This window comes from Martinezella lusitana, assembly GCF_900094565.1.
Lineage (GTDB): Bacteria > Pseudomonadota > Alphaproteobacteria > Rhizobiales > Rhizobiaceae > Rhizobium > Rhizobium lusitanum.
On sequence record NZ_FMAF01000049.1, the window covers coordinates 16,482 to 30,733 of the forward strand.

Annotated in this window: 15 protein-coding genes and 4 pseudogenes; 12 read left to right on the forward strand and 7 right to left on the reverse strand. The window is 53.9% G+C overall.

Going from position 1 to position 14,252, the window contains the following annotated elements; translation table 11 throughout:
- Positions 1–591: 591 nt before the first annotated feature.
- The 7 genes and pseudogenes from GA0061101_RS36715 to GA0061101_RS36745 form a co-directional block, all read left to right on the forward strand.
- Positions 592–1,380: pseudogene (locus GA0061101_RS36715) on the forward strand (IS66 family transposase); the annotation flags it as partial.
- An 83-nt stretch (positions 1,381–1,463) separates the two neighbouring features.
- Positions 1,464–2,411 (forward strand): GNAT family N-acetyltransferase, encoded by a 948-nt coding sequence (locus GA0061101_RS41000; protein WP_092577465.1) that lies wholly within the window; start codon positions 1,464–1,466, stop codon positions 2,409–2,411.
- A gap of 38 nt (positions 2,412–2,449) precedes the next feature.
- A pseudogene (locus GA0061101_RS41005) lies at positions 2,450–2,863 on the forward strand (NUDIX hydrolase); the annotation flags it as partial.
- Between the two features lie 99 nt (positions 2,864–2,962).
- A pseudogene (locus GA0061101_RS41010) lies at positions 2,963–3,307 on the forward strand (GNAT family N-acetyltransferase); the annotation flags it as partial.
- 44 nt (positions 3,308–3,351) lie between these two features.
- Entirely contained in the window at positions 3,352–3,717 is a 366-nt protein-coding gene (locus GA0061101_RS40650) for a VOC family protein (RefSeq protein WP_092577468.1), read from the forward strand.
- Between the two features lie 196 nt (positions 3,718–3,913).
- Positions 3,914–4,417: a glyoxalase superfamily protein gene (locus tag GA0061101_RS40655; protein ID WP_245297661.1), complete on the forward strand. Its 504-nt coding sequence runs from the start codon at positions 3,914–3,916 to the stop codon at positions 4,415–4,417.
- A gap of 7 nt (positions 4,418–4,424) precedes the next feature.
- On the forward strand, positions 4,425–5,015 hold the full coding sequence (locus GA0061101_RS36745; protein ID WP_092577471.1) for a GNAT family N-acetyltransferase: 591 nt from the start codon (positions 4,425–4,427) through the stop codon (positions 5,013–5,015).
- Here the strand turns inward: GA0061101_RS36745 and GA0061101_RS36750 are convergent.
- Positions 5,012–5,650, reverse strand: a complete 639-nt coding sequence (locus tag GA0061101_RS36750) for a glutathione S-transferase family protein (protein ID WP_092577474.1) — start codon at positions 5,648–5,650, stop codon at positions 5,012–5,014. The two genes, GA0061101_RS36745 and GA0061101_RS36750, sit on opposite strands and share 4 nt — an antisense overlap.
- A 165-nt stretch (positions 5,651–5,815) precedes the next feature.
- On the opposite strand from GA0061101_RS36750, the gene GA0061101_RS36755 reads away from it, so the two are divergent.
- A complete protein-coding gene (locus tag GA0061101_RS36755) occupies positions 5,816–6,442 on the forward strand; it encodes a LysE family translocator (protein ID WP_092577477.1) in 627 nt (208 codons plus the stop codon).
- Positions 6,443–6,514: 72 nt separating this feature from the next.
- Here GA0061101_RS36755 and GA0061101_RS36760 read toward each other — a convergent pair whose 3' ends face one another.
- A complete protein-coding gene (locus GA0061101_RS36760; RefSeq protein WP_092577480.1) occupies positions 6,515–7,336 on the reverse strand; it encodes an LON peptidase substrate-binding domain-containing protein in 822 nt (273 codons plus the stop codon).
- Positions 7,337–7,753: 417 nt separating this feature from the next.
- On the opposite strand from GA0061101_RS36760, the gene GA0061101_RS36765 reads away from it, so the two are divergent.
- Entirely contained in the window at positions 7,754–8,134 is a 381-nt protein-coding gene (locus GA0061101_RS36765) for a pentapeptide repeat-containing protein (protein ID WP_092577482.1), read from the forward strand.
- A gap of 60 nt (positions 8,135–8,194) precedes the next feature.
- Here GA0061101_RS36765 and GA0061101_RS39165 read toward each other — a convergent pair whose 3' ends face one another.
- Complete coding sequence (locus tag GA0061101_RS39165; protein ID WP_141694174.1) at positions 8,195–8,470, reverse strand: hypothetical protein; 276 nt, start codon at positions 8,468–8,470, stop codon at positions 8,195–8,197.
- A gap of 49 nt (positions 8,471–8,519) precedes the next feature.
- Entirely contained in the window at positions 8,520–8,909 is a 390-nt protein-coding gene (locus GA0061101_RS36770) for a hypothetical protein (RefSeq protein WP_141694175.1), read from the reverse strand.
- Positions 8,910–9,747: 838 nt separating this feature from the next.
- On the opposite strand from GA0061101_RS36770, the gene GA0061101_RS36775 reads away from it, so the two are divergent.
- From GA0061101_RS36775 to GA0061101_RS36785, 3 genes are all read left to right on the forward strand, one after another.
- Positions 9,748–10,134 (forward strand): hypothetical protein, encoded by a 387-nt coding sequence (locus GA0061101_RS36775; RefSeq protein ID WP_092577488.1) that lies wholly within the window; start codon positions 9,748–9,750, stop codon positions 10,132–10,134.
- A gap of 458 nt (positions 10,135–10,592) precedes the next feature.
- The gene (locus GA0061101_RS36780) at positions 10,593–11,729 is read left to right on the forward strand and encodes an HlyD family secretion protein (RefSeq protein WP_167669638.1); all 1,137 of its coding nucleotides are present in this window, start codon (positions 10,593–10,595) and stop codon (positions 11,727–11,729) included.
- Positions 11,726–12,748, forward strand: a complete 1,023-nt coding sequence (locus GA0061101_RS36785) for a cysteine peptidase family C39 domain-containing protein (RefSeq protein ID WP_245297662.1) — start codon at positions 11,726–11,728, stop codon at positions 12,746–12,748. The genes GA0061101_RS36780 and GA0061101_RS36785 overlap by 4 nt, the downstream gene beginning before the upstream one ends.
- 41 nt (positions 12,749–12,789) lie before the next feature.
- Here the strand turns inward: GA0061101_RS36785 and GA0061101_RS36790 are convergent, their stop codons facing one another.
- The 3 genes and pseudogenes from GA0061101_RS36790 to GA0061101_RS36800 all read right to left on the reverse strand — a co-directional run.
- Positions 12,790–13,095 (reverse strand): hypothetical protein, encoded by a 306-nt coding sequence (locus GA0061101_RS36790; RefSeq protein ID WP_092577492.1) that lies wholly within the window; start codon positions 13,093–13,095, stop codon positions 12,790–12,792.
- Positions 13,095–13,898 (reverse strand): annotated as a pseudogene (tnpC, locus tag GA0061101_RS36795) (IS66 family transposase); the annotation flags it as partial. The gene GA0061101_RS36790 and the pseudogene tnpC, both read right to left, overlap by 1 nt.
- Before the next feature lie 79 nt (positions 13,899–13,977).
- Positions 13,978–14,252: group II intron maturase-specific domain-containing protein (locus GA0061101_RS36800; protein WP_280951456.1), on the reverse strand; the 275-nt coding region annotated here is incomplete at its 5' end.

Here is a 14,252-nt window from a genome sequence, read left to right on the forward strand (position 1 = left end):
CGCCCCTCACGCGCGTCAAGGCACGCTCCGCTCTTCGGCCTAGACCCGCGCTCGCGGCTGCGTCGGGGGCTTGGGAACAGCGAGCCTACTTGTGGGCTCGCTGCCCCGCGATTTACGGGGTGTCGCTTTCAGTTACCGATTACAAATGTCAAAACGCCCTGCACTGGTTGGGGCTAGCGGCCACCATCGGCCCCGATTTCAGCTAAGAATTTCAATTTCGGCTTTGAACTACTAGAGCGGTAAAGAGCCTTGGATAATCGCGAATCTCTGAGGGACGATGGTTGCTTGCGCGACGCCTCGAATGCAAAGCTCCGGAGCGTTTTCGTAGGCCGACTGATAGACTGAAGCTCCCGCTCCCCGCGATTTTTGGCGCACGTCGGTGCGTCCGATTTTCAGCAAAGCGCTGCAATTGCAATCGGTAACTGAAATCGACACCGAATGTGCCCCATGTACGCAAATTCGTACGTGGGGCAAAATCGGTGGCAGGGTTTCAGCGTCCCCGCCTAGAAAGTGTGCATAACCGGGCGCGTTGAATCCTGTTCGTCGGCGCAGGGATTCCTAAGACGGGGCAAATCATGATTCGGTCCAGGGATGGCAAAGAGACGGCTCCCCTCCCCCGAGCATGCCGACACGCTTTCACTGAATGCGTTGCGCAGTCTGGTGACGGGCTTGTTGGAGCGGTCGCAACAGGCGGAAGTGCGGCTGGAGAGGCTCGAGGCCGAGACTATTCAGCTTCGCGAAGAAAACGCAGCCCTTCGGCTGGAAAACACCCGGCTGAAAGTCGAGAACCAGTTGCTGCGTGACGAGATTGCGCGATTGAAAAACTTATCCCCGCGACCGCCGTTTCGCTCCTCTGGGATGGAGAAGGCGACGGATGCCACACCCGGCGACAAATCGGTATCGAAGAAGAAACCGCGCGGTCCGAAGCTGGATGTCAAGCGGGTGAGCCGGCAGGAGATCCTGCGCGTCGATGCTCCTGATGGATCGCGCTTCAAGGGATACAGAAGCTTCTACGTTCGCGACCTGGTGCTCAAGGCGGAGCTCGTGCATTACCGTCGTGAATGCTGGGTGACCCCGAATGGAAAGACGGTACTGGCAGCCTTGCCCGCAGGGATTATGGGTGGCTATGGCGCCAACCTCAGACGGCTTTGCCTGATGCTCCACGCACATGGACAAGTGACGACCGCCCGGCTGACGACATTGATGAACGATATCGGTCTCGATATCTCCAAGCGGCAGATGGTGCGGCTTTTGACAAAAGAGCTCGATGGGTTTGTTGCCGAGGACGCGGCGGTGCTGCATGCCGGTCTTGTATCCTCGCCTTATGTGACGGTCGACGACACTGGCGCGCGGCATTCCCATAATATGTATTACCTCACAGGTTTTTGTCGCATGACCTCACCTTGAAGTCAGGTTTTCTGGCAACTGGTCGAGTAGTCAATGATTTCTGCGGAGGCCTGATAATGGCAGATGAGATCGATATAGAGTTGTTTCGGCAACTTGAGCAGGAGTTACACAGGCCAGATATTCGGTCGTCCCGGGAAGCTGTCTCCGCGCGGCTTGCGGACGACTTTCTGGAGTTTGGCAGTTCTGGAAGGGTCTATGACAAGCATCTCACTACCAATTCCCTAGCTCAGGAAGGGCCTTCAGATCGTGTCACGTTGCCGGAGGTTCGCGATTTTACCGCCCGGATAATCGCCGAAGATGCGGTATTGGTCCTGTATCGCAGCGTGTGGCAGGCGGATGGTGGCCTTCCCGAGAGAACAACCCTCCGAAGCTCCGTATGGAAGCTGATCGATGGCCGATGGAGAATGGCCTTCCATCAGGGAACAATCGTGCCAACAGCTGTGCTTCGCTCAGCTCCTGCTATTCCGGGACACAACGTTCTCCTTCGAACCGCCACCTCTAATGACATCGAGGCCCGCCTTGCCCTCGGGAACGACCCTGAGATTATTCAGATGTTCGGGATGAGCAAGACGGCTGTGAAACCCATGAGCCGGGATAAGGCAACAGGGTGGGTTCAAGGCATCATCAGCAACCCGTATGCTTGGGTAATCGAGGTGAATGGCAAGTTTGCTGGCGAAATCAGGCTGGACAAGGTGGATCGAACCGACAGGCGAGCGTCCATGGCAATCGGGATATATGATGCAAACATCCTCGGTAAAGGATATGGGAGCGAAGCTATCCGACTGCTTCTGCAATACGCTTTCGCTGACTTGGACCTGCATCGCATCAGTGTTCGCGTGCTCGCATACAACAAACGGGCTATACGCGCCTACGAGAAATGCGGTTTCATAATCGAGGGGCGGGAGCGGGAAGCAGCTTTTGTCGATGAATCATGGCACGACGACTTAATAATGGGAATTGTTGATCGCGAGTTTCTGAAGCAGCCATCCTCAACTCCTCGCTGATTCAAATTCAAACAGCCGGTTGGAAGAAGGGACATGCTTTGATCGAGAAAGCCCTGATCTATGCTACCTCTTCCCGAGGGCTTCTGGTGTTTGACGAACCCGATTTTCCTGAAGTTCCCCTACAAGTACCGGGAGGCACAGTCGAAGTAGGGGAACAGGTAATTGACGCCGCCCGCCGCGAATTCGGCGAAGAAACTGGATTGGTTGATCGAACGGGGTTTCGGCTGTTGGGAGACAGCCATCGCCCCTTCGAGCGAGACTGGCAGCTTCACAACCTTCATCGCACATACTTTCATTTGCCGCTTGAAGAAAATCTTCCTGAGACCTGGACCCATTTCGAGACCACGCCGTCCGGCGGCGGGGCACCTATTTTGTTCCGGTTTTTCTGGATCGACATCGCTCTGGCGCGGGCGCGCCTTGACCTTGGCTCGGGAGAGATGCTCGATCGACTGCCGTTGATAAGTCGCTACGATCTCTCTCTTGCCGAGAGCGCTGACGACCAGTCAGCCTATCATTGGCTGCGGCGGACGGTGCTCTTTGAAGCCAGAGGGCGGTTCGATTATATCGCAGATGAGCCGGAGGAGATCAAAGAGCAAAATCTGTCTTTGCTTTTCAAACTTGACGGACAGGCAATCGGGACCGTTCGTCTCGATCAGAAAGCGGAAGCAAAGGCGATCGTGCGTCTTGTGGCGATAGCACCTGATGTACAAAGGCGGGGTCATGGAACAGCCCTTTTGGAGCGGGTTGAACGCCTGGCGCTTTCACGCGGCATCAGGGAACTTCTCGTGCATTCCGCTCCGGAAGCGGTCGGTTTCTACCGGAAACTCGGCTTTTCACCATTTGAAATCGAAGCTGGCAATTTCGAAAGTGTGCAACTGCATAAAGTCATTCCATGATGGGCTCTGCCGCGAAATCCGAAATCTTGCGATAGGGCGCGAGCATCGAAAGATCAGCCGCTTTCTATGACGCTGCATTTGAGCCCCTCGGCTATGTCCGGGTCTGCGAAGACCTTATTCCCGGCGATCCGGACCAAGCAGTTGGTTATGGTTGGCCCGGCAGTGGCGACAAATTTACGATCAAACTTCGAGGCAAAGACGCTCATTGCCCTGGGCCAGGTTTCCACGTTGCGTTTGACGCCCCAAGTCGAAGCGCGGTGATCTTGTTCTACGAAGCTGCGCTAGCTCGGGACGGCCAGGACAATGGAGCACCAGGTCTACGGCTCCATTACGGGCCAAACTATTTCGCCGCCTTCGTTATCGATCCCGATGGGCACAGATTGGAGGCTGTGTGCAAGGAACAGGGATAGTCGTGCAGAGGCGCTCCAGCTTATTGACAACCAGAATACGGCATATACTAATTGGCAAAGGCCTTGTGTTGCCTGCCGCTCACGCCAAATCTGGTATGGTGAAAACACCTATATAATACCCCGTTCGACTTCCAGCCCTTCGGCAGTCGGTCAGCAATGTGAGCTCTGACGTAATGATTGCCCTAGAGGACCTGGAATGCTTAGAACTGCTGGTATCAAAGGCATGGCGAAAGCCTTGCGACAGGCGCTCAACGATCGCAAGATTGACATATCTCACAGCGATTGCCTGGAATTGATTGCAAAACAATTTGGCGTGAAAGATTGGAATTCCCTTTCCGCGGCGGTCGGGCAAGATGCCGCCGACAAGCCGCTTCTTTTCTCGGTCGTGGGCGATGAGATAACTCTCCATCGAACAACGGAAAAGCTCGACGTCAACGACACCGACTTGTCGGGATCACGCTTCAACGACGCCAATCTTTCAGGAACATGGTTCAATCAGATCAATTTTTCCGGTGCTAAATTCAACGACAGCAATATGACTGGATGGCACGTCAATGACGTGAATCTGTCTGGCTCACAGTTCCAGAACATCAACCTGTCAGGCGTCACCTTTTCCAACTGCCGCATACTCGGCGTCACGATTGATGGAATCCCACTCGAAGACATCATCGCAGCCCACAAAAAGTCCCAGGTAGACTGATCCCGTTATGCGCCATTCGAAAAGCGGGTTTCCTTTGCTTCTCACCGAGAGGCTTCAACTGCGAGAGCCACTATTGAGTGACTGCGGCGATTTCCATGAAGTGCTCCAGTTTCCAGAGGTTACCCGCTTTTCAGACTGGCCGGACGCTCCAACAATTGCGCAGACGGAGCGATCGTTGAAATGGATGTGCACCGCGTTCGCCAAAGGAAAGGGCTGTGCTTGGGTCATAGAAGACCGCATCTCGGGGCGGCTCCTCGGGACCATTCGATTCAACCGTATCGATAACCATTCGAGATGGGCGGAGGTCGGCTATGAAACGCATCCCTCCGTATGGGGAAGAGGCTTCATGACCGAAGCGGTGAAGGCCGTCACCAGATGCGGGTTTGACGGCTTTTCCCTGAATCGCATCGAGGCGTGGACGCTGCCGGGGAACGTGGCATCGGACCGTGTTCTGGAAAAGGCCGGGTTTCGCTATGAAGGTACGCTTTATCAGAAGGCTTGGTTCAAAAACGCCTTCCATGATTTCAGAATGTTCGGTTGCTTAGCCAGTGAAGCGCCTATCTCGACGCAAAACCCCTACAGACCGTCTAAAAACTAAGACGGTTTAGTTACGGCCATTGAAGGCCGCGATGCCATGCGTGCCCACCATTCCTGCAGGTTTCCGTGTTGGCGGATGAGTTCCGCCCCCTCGAATGTCATAAGGAAATAGTCAAACATGGGCGCGGCGTACAAGTCGGCTAGCGTTAGTTGCTCGCCAATGAACCATGGACCATCTCTCATCAACTGAGACATCGCCGCCAAGCAGTTTCGTGCTTTCGGGAGAGCCGCAACGAGCTTGTCCTCGTCAGTAGAAACGCCTCTGCCAGGCTTCGATATCCGCTCCACGTAAACTCCCCACACCAGGTGAGGATACGCATAGTTATCAGCAATGCTGATTAACTGATTGCATCTTGCACGGTGCACCGGGTCTAAGGGTTGAAGTTGCGGCCCCTCGAAAGCTTCATCGATATATCGAGTGATTGCACTGGTCTCATAGAGACTAAATTCTTGATGCTCGAATGCAGGAATGCGTCCAAAAGGGTGCTTCGCTAAGTAGTCGGTTGGAGGACCACCATCTGCAAAGATATCGAGCGGAACAAGTTGATATTCTATGCCTTTCTCAATCAGGCATAATCGAGCAATTCGTACGTAAACGCTGTAATCTGCTCCGAAGAGGCGCGGTAGTCCTGTCATCTGCTCACCTTCGTGCAATTGCGAATGCCTTGGGATTCAAAGCAAGCCGCGTCCATGGTAGTCTATGCCATGGCACATCTTTCAGAAACAGATCGCCATCAGGAATCGCCTTCAGTGTATGAGGGCGATCTCTGAGATTTTCGCGGCAAACCGGAGGTAATCCACATGGAGCATTTGCCAGAAATAGGATTGGCGTTTGGTGCCTTCGCGCTTGGGATGTTTAGCCCAGGTCCGAATATTCTTTCTGTTGTCGGCACGTCGATGGCCGTTAGCCGCAAAGCGGGCATCGCACTGGCGTTGGGTATCTCTGCGGGATCGTTTCTCTGGGCTTGCATGACCGCGGTCGGACTCACGGCATTGATTGCTGCCTATGCTTCAGTGCTGACGGCCATCAAGATCGTTGGCGGTGTTTATCTTCTCTGGTTAGCATTCAAAGCTTTCCGCTCAGCCGCTTCGACAAAACAGATCATGGACCCAGCCGGGTTGGAGGCTAGAAGCCTTCACGCGTATTTCCTGCGCGGTCTGACGGTCCAGATGACCAACCCGAAGGCGGCATTGACCTGGATCGCAATAATGTCGCTCGGCCTTGCGCACTCTGCGCCATCGTCAACCGCGCTCGTTATTGTAGTCGGAACCACAATCCTCTCGGTTGTCGGTCACATCGCCTATGCCGTCGCCTTCTCGACCAAGCGCATTGTCACGGCGTATGACCGAGCTCGCAGATGGATTGACGCCGGACTAGGGGCGTTCTTCACCTTTGCCGGGATCAAGTTGCTTACAAGCCGGACCTGACCCCCGCAAAAATTCTACAGGCTGCCTGCCCCTCAGGAACGGCACTGAGGCTTTCGGGACGTTCTGTAGTATTTACGCGACAGCTTTGGGGCGGCCAGCGCTCATCAACTCGATGAGTCTTTCGAGACGGGTCACCACGTCACGGGTTTCCAAGAGTTGTTGCTTCTGTTCGAGACTGGTCGATAGCAAAGGAGCAACCGTGTCGGCCAACAGGCTTGGATCACCGATCGAAGGCAGGCCGAAACGGGCTTTTGATCCCGGCGGAAGCGCGGAGAAATCGACCTCGGCGTAGTTCTGGTACGCATCGAGAACCGCACTCGAAAGAGCGGTTGCCTCCGTCGACTGGCCGCTCTGCTCTTCAATCGGCGCAACCTCCGCCGCTAAGAACTTGCCATCGGTAAGGCGGACGATGCCTGTTCGCTGAAGCCCACAAACGGTGACTTTGAGAGCTCCGTCCACCTGTGTCTGGCGATCCACCACGTTTGCTACGACGCCCACCGGATGGAGGGCATCAAGAGTGCTGGGACGATCGTCGTCGCTGCGCCTCTGGGCGACAACGACAACGCGCCGATCACCGAAAAGAGCGTGTTCCACGGCTTGCCGAGTTTTGTCGCGCGCCACGAAAATCCGCGAGATCATGTGCGGAAACAGGACCATGTCCCGCATAGGAACGATGGGAATATCCGCCCCGGCTGGAAAAGGCGTGTTAGCCTGCACCGAGGTCGCAGACAACTGGGTCGCTTGGATCCTTGCGGCCAATACGTTCCAGTCTCGATAGCCAAGAATTCGAGCAACGAGCTCCTGGCTCTCACTGTTGGTTAAGGCGACAGATTTGGCGTGAAGCGCTTCACGTAGGGTTTTCGCCATAGCTTTAGCATCGCGGAAATCGCGCATAAGATATCCTTTGCATAAACGAACGGAGAGCGTCAGGGGCTTGCGTTGCTGACCCGTTCGTTCGGGCAAAGGGAGCCATAAGTGGCTCGATACATTCACCGTACCCCGACGGGGCGCAAGCAGCAGGCTGTATCTACCGAGGAGCAATTGTGCCCAGAAGCCTTTTACTTGTCAATCTTAGGCCGGGCGAGAGCCTGTTTTTGGTGGAAGCCGCCGTCCCCCTGATGCAAAAGTCCCAAAACCTGCGACACATTTTGCGACTAAGATCTTCGACGTAGCAAGCTTTAGGAACTGCGCGACAAACGGCACGGCCAGAATTGGCGTGGGCTCCTTTCTATTTCAGATTCGACGGTCGTAAATGATTGCACGATCTGGCATTCTTCTGCTCACAATCATGATTGAATGGAGGATACGACAATGACCGAACCCCAAGAACGCAATCAATTTGATGGCCCTCAGATGCAGGGAACGCATTACAAGCGCGCCGACATGTCAGGCGCTAATTTCGATGGCGTAAACCTCGCAGACGCACAGTTTTACGCTGTTTTGACTAAGGCAAGGTTCACCGACACCAATTTAAGCGAAGCGGTTTTTGACGATATCACCCTGGCAGATGCTCGCTTTAATAACGTCAACCTGTCTGGAGCCGCGATCACGAATGCAAACCTATCGCGCTTAACCATAAGCGGCGTCACGTTGGCAGATTCGGACATAAAAGACGCCGATTTAACTGGGATGCGGATCAACGGCGTTCTCGTAACCGATCTATTCATGGCCTATGAACAGGCGAAAACCTGAAGGCCATTTACTCCTATCGCGAAATTCCCAACTAGGAGAGCATGAGGAGATGTGTGGCAATCAGGCCGCGGAGGAATTGTTGCCGGGTTCGTGATTGTCGTTTGCCATGCCTGGATACCATTTGATCCTTTTGAGGGCGTCAAGCATATCCAGTCCGGCCTGTTCATTGTGGTTTTCGAGCCCTTGTGCGAACTGGCTGTGAACCGGCTTTGAACAATGCCACCATTGAGATCCCCTGCAACAATTTGAAATTGATAGGAAAATCGGAGCATCAACGGGGTCATGAGCGACGCCGGTATATTCGCCACTTTCTTCACAAAACGGAATATATTTCAATCACCTAAGCCTCATCTCAGCGGGGTCATTCTTGGATGTTTTTCCACACCTACGACCCTGAGCGGTCTGAGCGCTTCGCCTGCTTTTTCGCCGGATCGGACGATGGCTGCGTCCGGTCACCCGAAATCCAGATCACCACACCCCGCCACACACGCCACAAACCGAAGGGAATGAGGATCAGCGACAGGAGCCGGTGCGCCATTTCCGGAAAATGCAAACTTCCCCAGATCGCTAAGGCAACCATGGCGAAGCCGCCAACGACGTTCACGACGCTACCGATGGCGAACTCGAATATCATCGCGCGGACGGCCACATCGAGGACGCGATCGGCAAACGAAAGCCCCAGCGCATCCGCTGCCGCAAATACGAGAAACAGGAACAGCGGCAACATCACCGCTGCAATGAGGATAACCGCGATGATGGTCGGGAATGTTGTCACGGCCACATGCCCCTTGCTACAAGAAATCTAGTCCGATCCATACGCATATCGCTTACATCTGAGCTCGATCCAGACGAGCAATTACCCACACCGCACCACTGGCCTATTCAAAACCGCTGCGGCTCTAATCGCCGCTAGACGATAGTTCCGTGGCAGGTCATCTCGCCTAAAGTTTGTCTATGCAGACTGATTGGCAGAGCAGCGTTTCGCACTTGGTGGCCGGTATATCGTCGCTGATCTTCCAGGCCTCTCTCCTTGGGGAGCTGTAACTCGCGAATGTTCTACGCTGATTGAAAAATGCCAAGAGCGGCTGGGTGGCTCTACATGCTTCCATATTTCGCGTATATGAGCGCGTTACGCTCAGAAATTTCTTTTCGGTCATTGACATCGGTCATCTCCTGCGCGTAATTAGCGTACATAGAGAGTAGATCACACTTTTTTGCTCGATCTCGCGCTACTTTGGTATCCAGTTTCGCTTATACCCGATTAAAAGAAACGCCAAATGAGTGCTGCAACAGAGGAAGGCCGCGCGATACACAGAGCTTGATCCCGCGGCCTCCGATCAAGTGCCTATTGCTGTCCAGTTTCACATAAAATTGGCGTCGAAGAACGTCCGAGCGGACAGCGCATATCTGTAAGCCGATGAAGTGGAGCAGATGAATGAATGACCCTCACCCGTTTGTGGACGCAGTGATCGTTGCGTATTTCCACTGCAACAAAAGGCTCCACCAAGCTTTGGTGACTGGCATCGAAGCAACCCATGCCGCAGCCAAATCTGGCATCCAACGGTTTATGGTTTAGCCCAAATTTCTTCCCCCAGTGAAATCAGGAGAGAATTATGCGTGAATTGACTATCTCTGAGATGAATCTCGTCTTCGGCGGTGAAGGCGGAGGCAGCACATCAAGCGGCGGCGGCTCAAGCTCGGGATCAGATCGGGGCGGCGGTAGCAACAGCGGCAGCACTGGAGCCAATGGAGGTGTTAGCGTATCGTTTATGGACATCGACCCCACTACTGGTTTTCCGATCGTAGCAGTCGCCAAGACTGGTCGGATCGGCGTCGAAACATGGGGCCAATTCTTCTCGTCTCTTACCCCAGATCAGATCAAAGCCACGATCAATCTGAACACGAAAAATCTCGGAGCGACCATTCAAATGGAATGGAACAACTCCGGCAACGTCTCCTCCAATTCAAGCGGAGGAAGGCCGATCGGCGGCGGCAGATAGAGGTTTTTGGTCATGTAAGGATATGTGTCGGATATTTGTAGATCCAGTATAGTGCATTGATTATACTCACAAATACGCACATCATAAGACGCAAGGTAATGCGCCGCGCCGACTATGAAACTGGCGCGGCGCATTGCAAAGGCTCTCCGCCTGGTGCCGCCTACGTCGATACCTTACCACTGTGGCTGAAAGCAAAAACGAATTATCAAGCTTCCTATTGGGGGAAGGCTCGCTCCAAACATGCAAACACGTAGCTGGGAGTTCAGTGAGATTTCGCCGACGCTCTCTACCAGCCGTTTCCGCACTCTCATTAGATCATAGCAATGCAGAACAGAGAGCTGTCCCTATATCGAAAAGAAGCGGTAGATCATAGGCGTGACGCTTGGCTCGGTCGCCCCAGGCTCATTCAACCGATATCAGTCCGAATTGCCACCATACTCGCGGTGTCAGCAATAGTCATGATCATGCTATTTTTGGTCTTTGGCGAGTATACACGGCGAGTCAAAGTCTTCGGCACAGTTGTTCCTTCAAGCGGAGTCAGCCGAATTTTTACGCCTGTAACCGGACGTATCCTAGCCCAACACGTCACCGAGGGGCAGACAGTTACGCAGGGTTCCGTTCTGTATGTTATCGCTCTCGATAGCCAAACGGCCGCCGGTGAGACAGGTCTGCTCGTTAAAGAACAACTTATTGCTCAAAAGAATGAGTTGGAAAAGACGATCACAGAGCGCCAATCGCTGAATGTCGTGGAAAAGGCCAATCTCATTAATCAGGCCACTTCGTCTCGCCAGGAATTGGCAAAGGTAGAAGAACAAATATCCGGCACTACCGAATATCTCGCTTCACTCCAAAAATCGATGGATACCTATCGCAAATTGGCCGACCAGCATCTAACCGTCTCAGCAGAATTTGAATACCGTGAACAGAATTTCATGGGTGCGCGGCAACAGCTACAAAGCCTTCAACGCGACAAAATACAGCTCAACGAAAGGCTAAAAGAAGCCGAATCCAAACTGTCAGGCTTCGACGACAATGCGGCTATCACTCTGGGTGACTATCGGCAGCGGATGGCATCCCTCGACCAAGCCGTTATCGAAGATGACGCAAGACGTTCAATCGACATCGTAGCTCCCCGGTCCGGCACCGTTACCGGTATGATTGCAAAAGTTGGACAAATGATCCCAACGGGCGGCGCCATGGCCACTATCATCCCGAACGACGACACGATGGAGATACAGCTCCTTGCTGAAAGCAGTTCGATGGGGTTCGTACGTGAGGGGCAAAAGGTAATGCTCCGCTATACCGCCTACCCCTATCAAAAGTTCGGCCAATATCCCGGAACCATTTCAAGCATTTCGAGAGTATCTCTGGCACAGGAGGAGATTCCATTTGCCTCGGCCCGCCTTCCTACGGACACGGATCAGCAGAAATACCGAATAATAGTCGAACCGGATGCGAACTTCGTTCACGCCTATGGAGAACAGATTTCAATCAAGCCAGGCATGTCGGCGGAAGCCAATATCCAGCTCGATACTCGGCGCCTTTATCAATGGATTGTGGAACCACTATACAGCCTTAAAGGCAGCGTGCTTTGAAGGACCCGCGTAAAATCGGAGGAGCAAATATTCCCTCTCTCAATTTTGGATTCCAAAACCGTTTGCCCGTCATTCTGCAAACCGAAGTCGCGGAGTGCGGCCTAGCCTGCCTAGCGATGGTTGCAACCTATCATGGCCACCAGATTGACATCGCGGCGTTCCGACGGAGATTTGCCACATCGATGAAAGGCCTATCTCTTATAGAGTTGGCAAGGCTTGCAGGCCAGTTGTCCCTTGCCAGTCGCGCTGTGCGAGCAGATCTCGATGAACTCGCAAACCTCCGCACACCCTGCATCCTTCATTGGAAACTTCGTCATTATGTCGTCCTGAAAGAGGTAAAATATAACGGCGCTGTTATCCACGACCCGGCTCAGGGGCGACGCTTTGTCTCACTCAATGAGCTCTCGAGCAGTTTTTCAGGAGTAGTTCTTGAACTGTCGCCAACAAACGAGTTTGAGAAGAAAATAGAGGTCGAACGCATCAAGATAGCGGATCTTTTTCGGCACGTTACTGGTCTCAAGCGTGCATTGATCCAGCTTTTTGTTCTATCAATATGCCTTGAAGTTATCGCTCTGTTGTCACCCATCGGATCACAGGTGATATTTGATGAAGTCATTGTATCGACGGATACGGACCTACTCAGTTTGGTAGCACTATCGCTTGGCGTGATACTTTTGCTGCAAATTGTAATTGGGATCGCTCGCTCGTGGTGCTCAATAATTATGAGCACCACGCTTGGCGTTCAATGGACTACAGCGCTATTCGATCATCTCCTACGTTTGCCGTTGAGCTACTTTGAAAGACGGCACATGGGGGACATTGTTTCTCGCTTTGGGTCCTTGTCTGCGATTCAGTCCGCTCTCACCTCCGATCTGGTGGGCGGAATTCTGGATAGCATCATGGTGGTCGGGGCGCTGATCATGATGGTGCTATATGGGGGTTATCTTGCCCTAATCGCCTTTGTTTCAGTAGGCCTGAACGTGCTCTTGAGAATTGCCGCCTATGCTCCTTATCGGTGAGCGTCCGGCGAAAGCATTTTCGCTTGGTCGAGCGGCCGAAGCTATAGGACGCGCTTCACCTCATCTGCCATGACGCGCTCGATCATCTCGGGATCGCATTGTTCATCGACGAGGAACTGGCGGATTCCACCATCCCACGTCCGTATGTCGGCGAGGAGATTTTGAAGGTCGTCAATTCCATTTTCGGTCAGGCCTTTTGTGCCATCTTCACTGCCATCGCGGACATAAACCAATTCGCCCTCGGCGATATTGTCCGAGTTGGCGGTCACCTCCTCGATTAATTCGAGGTTCTCGCCGATCATGCCGGCGACTTCTTTAAGCGTATAGATGAACTTCGAGCGTGCCATCACGCAGCCTCGTATCGGTCTTTCGCCGGCGCCCACTGCCACGGCAGCAATTCCTGGAGCCGATCCTTTGGATGGCTTTGGATCCGGGTCAGGACGTCTGTGAGATAGACCTCCGGATTGTGGCCATGGAGTTTGGCGGTCTCGATGATGGTCAGGATGTTGGCGATGCGCTCGCCGCCCTTGTCCGAGCCGGCGAAGAGCCAGTTCTTACGACCGATTCCAAGCGGACGCATGGCACGCTCAGCGATATTGTTATCGATTTCGACACGGCCATCATCGATGTAAACGCTCAATGCTGCCCATCGCGAGAGGGCATATCGCATTGCCTCGGCCAGCTTCTGCTTTTGTGGCAGCGTCGAAAGCGTCTCTTCTATCCAGCTCTTGAGGTCCGCCAGAATGGGCCTGGCGTGTTGCTGGCGCAGTGTACGCCGCTCGTCAGCCGACATGCCGCGGATACGATCCTCGATATCGTAGAGCGCACCGATGCGCGACAGCGCTTCGTCAGCGATCGGGGATGGCTTCAGCTTGATCACATCATGGAACTTGCGGCGCACATGCGCCATGCAGGCGGCTTCGATGATCTGGTTGCCGTAGAGCTTCTTGTAACCCCCATAGCCATCGGCATGCATCACACCGCTGAAGTTTGCGAGGTGGTCAGCCGGATGCACGCCCTTTCGGTCGGGGCTATAGTAATAGGCGATCGCGCCGGGAGTGGGATCCTGGTAACCGCTTCCATCGAAGACATAGACCCAGACCCTGCCGGTTTTTGTCTTTCCTCGTCCAGGGTCGAGGACATCCACCGGGGGGCGAGTAGGCCGGAGGAATTTCACCTCCAGCCTCTCTCAGAACCGGGCGTGAGGCTCTCACCTCACCCGGCTCCCATCAAGCGAGCTCCGTGCCATTACCGAGTTGCCAGTGTACGAACAGCTTCCGGTTTTCCCGCGCAATCTTTGCAACAAAGAGGCGCGCTTGCCCCAGGCGTTTGCGGAAGCGCTTATATTTCCGTTTAAACCAAACATAGAGGGTTTCGTTGATGTATCTCGCCATCGGATAAAGTGCCGAGCGCGAGTATTGCCCATAGTATGCGATCCATCCCCGAACGATCGGGTTTATCTCGCGAGCAATGTCATCCAACGTCACCTCCGTTCGTTTGCGGA

Excerpts from the sequence above, each read along its gene's own strand:
- GA0061101_RS36775 (WP_092577488.1), top strand. The coding sequence starts at position 9,748 with ATGCGTGAATTGACTATCTCTGAGATGAATCTCGTCTTCGGCGGTGAA.
- GA0061101_RS36780 (WP_167669638.1), top strand. The coding sequence starts at position 10,593 with ATGATCATGCTATTTTTGGTCTTTGGCGAGTATACACGGCGAGTCAAA.
- GA0061101_RS36765 (WP_092577482.1), top strand. The coding sequence starts at position 7,754 with ATGACCGAACCCCAAGAACGCAATCAATTTGATGGCCCTCAGATGCAG.
- GA0061101_RS41000 (WP_092577465.1), top strand. The coding sequence starts at position 1,464 with ATGGCAGATGAGATCGATATAGAGTTGTTTCGGCAACTTGAGCAGGAG.
- GA0061101_RS40655 (WP_245297661.1), top strand. The coding sequence starts at position 3,914 with ATGCTTAGAACTGCTGGTATCAAAGGCATGGCGAAAGCCTTGCGACAG.
- GA0061101_RS36750 (WP_092577474.1), bottom strand. The coding sequence starts at position 5,650 with ATGACAGGACTACCGCGCCTCTTCGGAGCAGATTACAGCGTTTACGTA.
- GA0061101_RS36745 (WP_092577471.1), top strand. The coding sequence starts at position 4,425 with ATGCGCCATTCGAAAAGCGGGTTTCCTTTGCTTCTCACCGAGAGGCTT.
- GA0061101_RS36755 (WP_092577477.1), top strand. The coding sequence starts at position 5,816 with ATGGAGCATTTGCCAGAAATAGGATTGGCGTTTGGTGCCTTCGCGCTT.
- GA0061101_RS36760 (WP_092577480.1), bottom strand. The coding sequence starts at position 7,336 with ATGCGCGATTTCCGCGATGCTAAAGCTATGGCGAAAACCCTACGTGAA.
- GA0061101_RS36790 (WP_092577492.1), bottom strand. The coding sequence starts at position 13,095 with ATGGCACGCTCGAAGTTCATCTATACGCTTAAAGAAGTCGCCGGCATG.